The sequence below is a fragment of the uncultured Mailhella sp. genome (genome assembly GCF_905187505.1).
Classification (GTDB): Bacteria; Desulfobacterota; Desulfovibrionia; order Desulfovibrionales; family Desulfovibrionaceae; genus Mailhella.
In genome coordinates, this window is the sequence record NZ_CAJJIC010000141.1 from 1 (window position 1) to 5,765 (window position 5,765).

General features: G+C 62.5%; 8 protein-coding genes. All 8 read right to left on the minus strand.

The window, feature by feature from the left end:
* Positions 1-31: 31 nt before the first annotated feature.
* Positions 32-682 (minus strand): hypothetical protein, encoded by a 651-nt coding sequence (locus QZZ60_RS10185; RefSeq protein WP_295641095.1) that lies wholly within the window; start codon positions 680-682, stop codon positions 32-34.
* A 144-nt stretch (positions 683-826) separates the two neighbouring features.
* Positions 827-1,654, minus strand: coding sequence for a phosphatidate cytidylyltransferase (locus QZZ60_RS10190; RefSeq protein ID WP_295641098.1), 828 nt, complete (start codon positions 1,652-1,654; stop codon positions 827-829).
* A complete protein-coding gene (gene uppS, locus QZZ60_RS10195) occupies positions 1,647-2,387 on the minus strand; it encodes a polyprenyl diphosphate synthase (protein WP_295641100.1) in 741 nt (246 codons plus the stop codon). Before uppS ends, QZZ60_RS10190 begins: the two co-directional genes overlap by 8 nt.
* Positions 2,388-2,495: 108 nt before the next feature.
* A complete protein-coding gene (frr, locus tag QZZ60_RS10200) occupies positions 2,496-3,056 on the minus strand; it encodes a ribosome recycling factor (protein WP_294488697.1) in 561 nt (186 codons plus the stop codon).
* Between the two features lies 1 nt (position 3,057).
* A complete protein-coding gene (gene pyrH, locus QZZ60_RS10205) occupies positions 3,058-3,774 on the minus strand; it encodes a UMP kinase (protein WP_294488701.1) in 717 nt (238 codons plus the stop codon).
* Between the two features lie 2 nt (positions 3,775-3,776).
* Positions 3,777-4,607, minus strand: a complete 831-nt coding sequence (locus tag QZZ60_RS10210) for a glycosyltransferase family 2 protein (protein WP_295641103.1) — start codon at positions 4,605-4,607, stop codon at positions 3,777-3,779.
* A 123-nt stretch (positions 4,608-4,730) separates the two neighbouring features.
* Positions 4,731-5,561, minus strand: coding sequence for a translation elongation factor Ts (gene tsf / locus QZZ60_RS10215; protein ID WP_295641105.1), 831 nt, complete (start codon positions 5,559-5,561; stop codon positions 4,731-4,733).
* Positions 5,562-5,589: 28 nt separating this feature from the next.
* Positions 5,590-5,765, minus strand: a 176-nt coding sequence (locus tag QZZ60_RS10220) for a 30S ribosomal protein S2 (RefSeq protein ID WP_295641107.1), incomplete at its 5' end; no start/stop codon positions are given.

Consider the following 5,765-nt stretch of genomic DNA (forward strand, 5'->3'; position numbering starts at 1 on the left):
TGGTAGCGGGCAAACAGCATATCGTTCAGCGTCACTGCATTGTAGCGGCGCGCACCTTGAGATAGGCGGCGTCCTTCGTGCGGAACGGGCCGCCCGAGGCCGTGAGAATGAGGCGGGCGATGTCGTTTTCGCCGCGGCCGACCATGCCTTCAAACAGGGCGAAATGTTCCGAGTCCACGGGGAGAACGACCGCGCCGGTGCGGCGGCATAGGTTGCGTATGAGCTCTCCGGCGAGCACCAGGGATTCCTTGTTGGCAAGACAGATGGTCTTTCCCGCGACGGCAGCGGCCACGGTGGCGCGAAGACCCGCCGCGCCCACCTGTGCCGAAAGCACCATGTCCACGCCGTCTGCGGAGGCGAGGGCGGCGTAGCCTTCCTTGCCCCAGAGTATTTCCGGCCGGTAGCCGGAGGGAAGCCGTGAGGCGAGGGCATCCACGCCGTGAGGGCCGTCCTTTTCCAGCACGGCAAGCAGGGGCGGACGCCAGTCTTCGGCCTGCTTTGCAAGCAGCTCGACGTTTCGTCCTGCGGCGAGGGCGAATACCTCGAAACGGCCGGAATCGCGCCAGGCATCCAGCACGCGCAGGGTGCTCGTGCCTATGGAGCCGGTGCAGCCCATGAGGGCCACGCGGCGGGGAAAGGGCAGGGCGTCTTTTTCGCCGGGAATGCTGCTGATGTACTTCATGAAAAGGGACCCTTGCTGAAAAGATGGGGCAGCTGAGACAGAGAAAGGTTCTGTCCGGCTTCCCGAAAAAGGGCGTTTTCCGAACAGGCCGGAAAACGCCGGAAAAGAGATCGGGGACACGCCGGAAGCGTTCGGTGCGTCCTGCTACTGGGCGGCCTGCGCGAAGAACGGATACAGGGCCGAAGCCACGGCGTACGCGCCCACGCAGAAGGAAATGCTGTCGAGCCGGTCGAGCACGCCGCCGTGACCGGGCAGCAGGCGGCTGGAATCCTTGACGTTGACGGCGCGCTTCAGCGCGGATTCAAAGAAGTCGCCAAGCTGCGCCATGATGCCCATGACCGCGCCGAGCGCGGCAAAGGCGTAAAGCGGCGCGCTGCCGAAGGCAAGACCCATGACGCACGACACGACCACGGCGGCCAGAAGGCCGGCCACGGAGCCTTCCACGCTCTTCTTGGGACTCACGCCGGGCCAGATGGCATGTTTGCCGAAGCTCACGCCCGCAAAATAGGCGGCCATGTCGGAAGCGGCGGGCAGAAGCACCACGAGAAGCTGTTCCCAGCGGGAAAAGTGCATGGCCGGGGCAAGCAGCAGCGGAACGTAGGCGATGCCGCACACGATGACGGCGGCGCGGCGCAGCGCGTCGGGCGTTTTTTCACGGCTCCAGCAAATGAGCGCGTAGAGGGCCGCCATCATGGCGCAGAAGGCAAGGGCGAGAGCGGCCGGGAAGGTGGGCAGAGCTGCGCAGGCGGCAAGGTACGCCGCGCCGAGCAGAAGGCCGAGAATCTTCATGCCCCATCCGCCGGCGGGCTGGAACAGGAAGAGAAATTCTCCCAGCCCCACGAGGGCGAGAACGCCGACAAGGCCGGAAACGTACCAGCCGCCCATGATCCACGCGGCGATGAGAACGGCCGCGAGCACGGCCGCCGTGATGAGCCGCAGGCCGAGTCCCGCGGCGCGAAACTTGTCATTCATGATTTCTTCCTTCTGTTGTCGTCTGCCCGCCGAGCTGCTCGCCGGTTCTGCCGAAGCGGCGGGTGCGGCAGGCGTAGCTGTCGAGAGCATGGGTCAGCTCTTCCGGGCCGAAGTCCGGCCAGAGCACGGGACTGAAATAAAACTCCGCGTAGGCGCTCTGGAAGAGCAGAAAATTGCTGAGACGCGCCTCGCCGCTCGTGCGTATGATGAGATCCGGGTCCGGCATGCCGGGAGCGTAGAGAAAGGAGCGGAAGACCTCTTCCGTGAGCTCCTCGGGCCTGAGATGCGCGGCAAGGGCCTGCCGTGCGGCCCGAAGTATCTCTTCCCGTCCGGAATAGCTGATGGCGAGCGTGAACACCATGGAACGGTTGCCGGCCGTCTTCCTGAGCGCGTGATCGAGCGCCTGACGCACGGTGAAGGGCAGATCCTTCCTGTCGCCGATGAAGGAGAGACGTATGTCCTCCTTCATGAGCTCGGGCAGTTCCTGCCGCATGAAGCGCAGAAACAACTCGAAAAGAAAGCTTACTTCCTTTTCGGGCCGCTGCCAGTTTTCCTTGGAAAAGGCATACACGGTGACGTACCCTATGCCCCTGCGCCGGCATTCGCGCACCAGCGTGCGCACGGCGTCCACGCCGGCGAGATGTCCTTCGGAACGGGAAAGTCCCCGTTCCCCGGCCCATCGGCCGTTGCCGTCCATGATGACCGCAATGTGCTGCGGCAGTCGTTGTTCCATGCGCCTTTCCATGTGGCCGCAGGACCGGATGGTTCCGGCTCCCGCCCGCATGACGCGGAAGGCCCGCGTTTGTCCGGCGCTTTTTGCCGGACGCGGGCCTTCACGTCGTCAGATTTCCATGATTTCCTTTTCCTTGGCCTGGGCCTTCGCGTCGGCCTTCTTCACGAAGGCGTCCGTGAGCTTCTGCACGTCGTCCATGGCCTTCTTCAGCTCGTCGGCGGAGATTTCCTTGTCCTTCTCCAGCTTCTTGAGCGCGTCGTTCACGTCGCGGCGGATGTTGCGCAGCGCCACCTTGGCGTCTTCGGTGTACTTCTTGCTCACCTTGGTGAGCTCGCGGCGGCGTTCCTCGGTGAGCGGCGGAACCGTGATGCGGATGATGCGGCCGTCGTTCATGGGAGTAAGGCCGAGATCGGACTTCAGAATGGCCTTTTCCACGGGAGAGAAGGCGTTGCGGTCCCAGGGCTGGATGGTGACGGTACGGCTGTCGGGCACGGCCACCGAGGCGAGCTGCTGAATGGGCGTGAGCGTGCCGTAGTAGTCCACCTTGATGTTGTCCACAAGGCTCGTGGTGGCGCGGCCGGTGCGCAGCTTGCCGAAGTCGCGGTCGAGGGCGACGAGGGCTTTTTCCATGCGTTCTTCGGCGTCGAGCTGCAAGGTCTCGATATCCATGTTATTCTCCCTTTACAATGGTGCCTGCCGCTTCGCCGCAGACAACGCGTTTGATGTGCCCGCCGAACATGCTGCACACAATGACGGGCACGCTGTTTTCCTGCGCCAGCGTGATGGCTGTGGCGTCCATGACCTTGAGGTGGCGGCGCAGCGTCTCATCGTAGGAGAGCTGATCGAAGCGTACCGCGTCGCTGTATTTCATGGGGTCCTTGTCGTACACCCCGTCCACCTTGGTGGCCTTGATGATGGCGTCGCACTTGAGTTCCGTGCCGCGCAGGGCCGCCGCCGTGTCGGTGGTGAAATAGGGGTTGCCCGTGCCCGCAGCGCAGATGATGATGCGGCCCTTTTCCATGTGGCGTATGGCACGGCGATGGATGTAGGGCTCGCACAGCTCGCGGATGTCTATGGCGGAAAGCACGCGCGTGGGGCAGTCCATTTTTTCCAGAGCGTCCTGCACGGCCACGGCGTTCATGACGGTGGCAAGCATGCCTATGTAGTCGGCGTTGGAGCGGTCCATGCCCTTGGCCGAGGTGGAAAGGCCGCGGAAGATGTTGCCGCCGCCGATGACCAGCGCAAGCTGGACGCCCAGCTTGGCCACGTCGGCGATTTCCTTGCAGATGCTGTGCACGGTGTCGGGGTCTATGCCACTGCCTTTTTCACCGGCCAGAGCTTCGCCGCTCAGCTTGAGCAGCACGCGCCGGTATTTGAGTTCGCTCATCGTCAGCCTCTTCTGGGGTCGGAGTGTGTGGAACCGTCCGCTTCGGCAAGGCCGTGATCGTAGGGAGCGCCCCAGCCTCCCTCATGGATGCGGACATATTTGAGAAACGTGTAGAACGACGTGTGCGCCGCCATGAGAAAGCCCGCCCGTCCGTCGAGCACGCCCATCTTGCGCACGTACATGTCGATGAAGCGCCACGTGCCGTGAAGAAGCCCGACAAGAACCCCGCCTTTGCGTCCCTGCGACTCCAGATCGCGCGCGCCGCGTTCGGCGTAGTCGTTGAGCTTGTCGAGCTGGTTTTTAAAGTTGCAGTACGTGTAGTGGAGCATGTCGCCCGAAAGCTCGCCGTACGGCCCCGCAGGCACGAACTTCTGATGCGCGCCGCTGTTTTCTATGCGTATGGCTTCGGGGCGGAACAGCCGGAACAGCCGGTCGGGATAACAGCCGCCGTGCTTGAGAAAGCGGTCGAAGTACCAGGTGCGCCGCGGCATGGAAAACGCCGTCTTGTCCCCGGGATGCTCAATGGCCTCAAGAATGCTTTTCTTCAGCTCCGGAGAAATGATCTCGTCGCAGTCGAGCATGAGCACCCATTCCGTGGGCGCGTTGGCGTAAAGCCAGTCGATGCCGTAGCGTATCTGCTTTGCGTTGCCCGGCCATTTGTTCTGAATGAACATGGCTCCGTGATCGCGGGCGATTTCCTCCGTCCTGTCGGAGCTGAAGGAGTCCACGATGAGGACTCGGTCGCAGAACGAAAGCGATTCAAGACACTTGTCGAGCAGGCGCTCGCCGTTCAGGGTGATGATGAGTGCGGTAAGTCGTACGGCGTCTTCCATAGGCCATCCGTGAAAAGGGCATAAAAAAGGGGAGAGAATGTTCTCTCCCCTTGTATCCTGAACTCCTGACGGATTCAAGCTCACGGACGCGACTTTTCCACAAAAGTCGCATCCACGGCAGGATTACGCGCCAAGCTGGATGCGGACGAAGCGGCTGATGCTGACGGAGCAGCCCGCAGCCTTGGCGGTGGCCTTCATGAGATCCTGAACGGTCATCTTGTCGTCGCGGATGTAGGGCTGATCAAGCAGGCACACTTCCTTGCAGTACTTCTTCACGGCGCCTTCGGCGATCTTGTCGATGATCTTCTCGGGCTTGCCTTCGGCAAGGGCCTTCTGACGATACACTTCGCGTTCGCGCTCCAGAAGAGCGGGATCGAGACTGTCGGCGTCGAGGGACAGAGGATTGGAAGCGGCGATCTGCATGGCCACGTTCTTGGCGAATTCGGCCACGGTGGCGTCGGCGGGCTTGTCGGTGTCCACTTCCACGAGAACGGCCAGCTTGCCGTTGGAGTGAACGTAGGTGCCGATGACGCCTTCGCCTTCCACGCTCATGCGCACGAAGCGGCCGAGCACGGTCTTTTCACCGGTGGAGGCGGCCAGCTCGTTCATGCTGTCCTGGAAGGATTCGAGGGTTTCGGGGTTGTTCGCGGCCACTTCCTGGGCCACGTGCTTGGCAAAGTCCTGGAACTTTTCGCCGCGGGCGACGAAGTCGGTTTCGGTCATCACTTCAACGATGGCGGAAACCTTGCCGTCGGCGCTGGTGGCGGAGGCGATCACGCCTTCGGAGGTGGCGCGGTCGGCGCGCTTGGCGGCCTTGGAAAGACCCTTCTGGCGCAGCCAGTCGAGAGCCTTTTCCACGTCGGCCTCACATTCGGTGAGGGCCTTCTTGCAGTCCATCATGCCGGCGCCGGTCTTGTCGCGCAGCTCCTTTACCATGGCAGCGGTAATAGCCATTGTCTTGCTCCTTAGAAAATAAAAGGGGTTATTCAGCGGCTTCGGCCGTTTCGGCGGCCTTCTGCATGGCAGCTTCGGGATCGGCCACTTCCTTGGTCTGAGCGGCGCCTTCGAGGCAGGCTTCGGCCATGGCGTTCACAAAGAGCTTGATGGCGCGGATGGCGTCGTCGTTGCCGGGGATGATGTAGTCGATGACGTCGGGAT

Bases quoted from the DNA above. Each gene is read 5' to 3' on its own strand.
- QZZ60_RS10185 (WP_295641095.1), bottom strand. From the start codon at position 682: ATGAAGTACATCAGCAGCATTCCCGGCGAAAAAGACGCCCTGCCCTTT.
- QZZ60_RS10190 (WP_295641098.1), bottom strand. From the start codon at position 1,654: ATGAATGACAAGTTTCGCGCCGCGGGACTCGGCCTGCGGCTCATCACG.
- uppS (WP_295641100.1), bottom strand. From the start codon at position 2,387: ATGGAACAACGACTGCCGCAGCACATTGCGGTCATCATGGACGGCAAC.
- frr (WP_294488697.1), bottom strand. From the start codon at position 3,056: ATGGATATCGAGACCTTGCAGCTCGACGCCGAAGAACGCATGGAAAAA.
- pyrH (WP_294488701.1), bottom strand. From the start codon at position 3,774: ATGAGCGAACTCAAATACCGGCGCGTGCTGCTCAAGCTGAGCGGCGAA.
- QZZ60_RS10210 (WP_295641103.1), bottom strand. From the start codon at position 4,607: ATGGAAGACGCCGTACGACTTACCGCACTCATCATCACCCTGAACGGC.
- tsf (WP_295641105.1), bottom strand. From the start codon at position 5,561: ATGGCTATTACCGCTGCCATGGTAAAGGAGCTGCGCGACAAGACCGGC.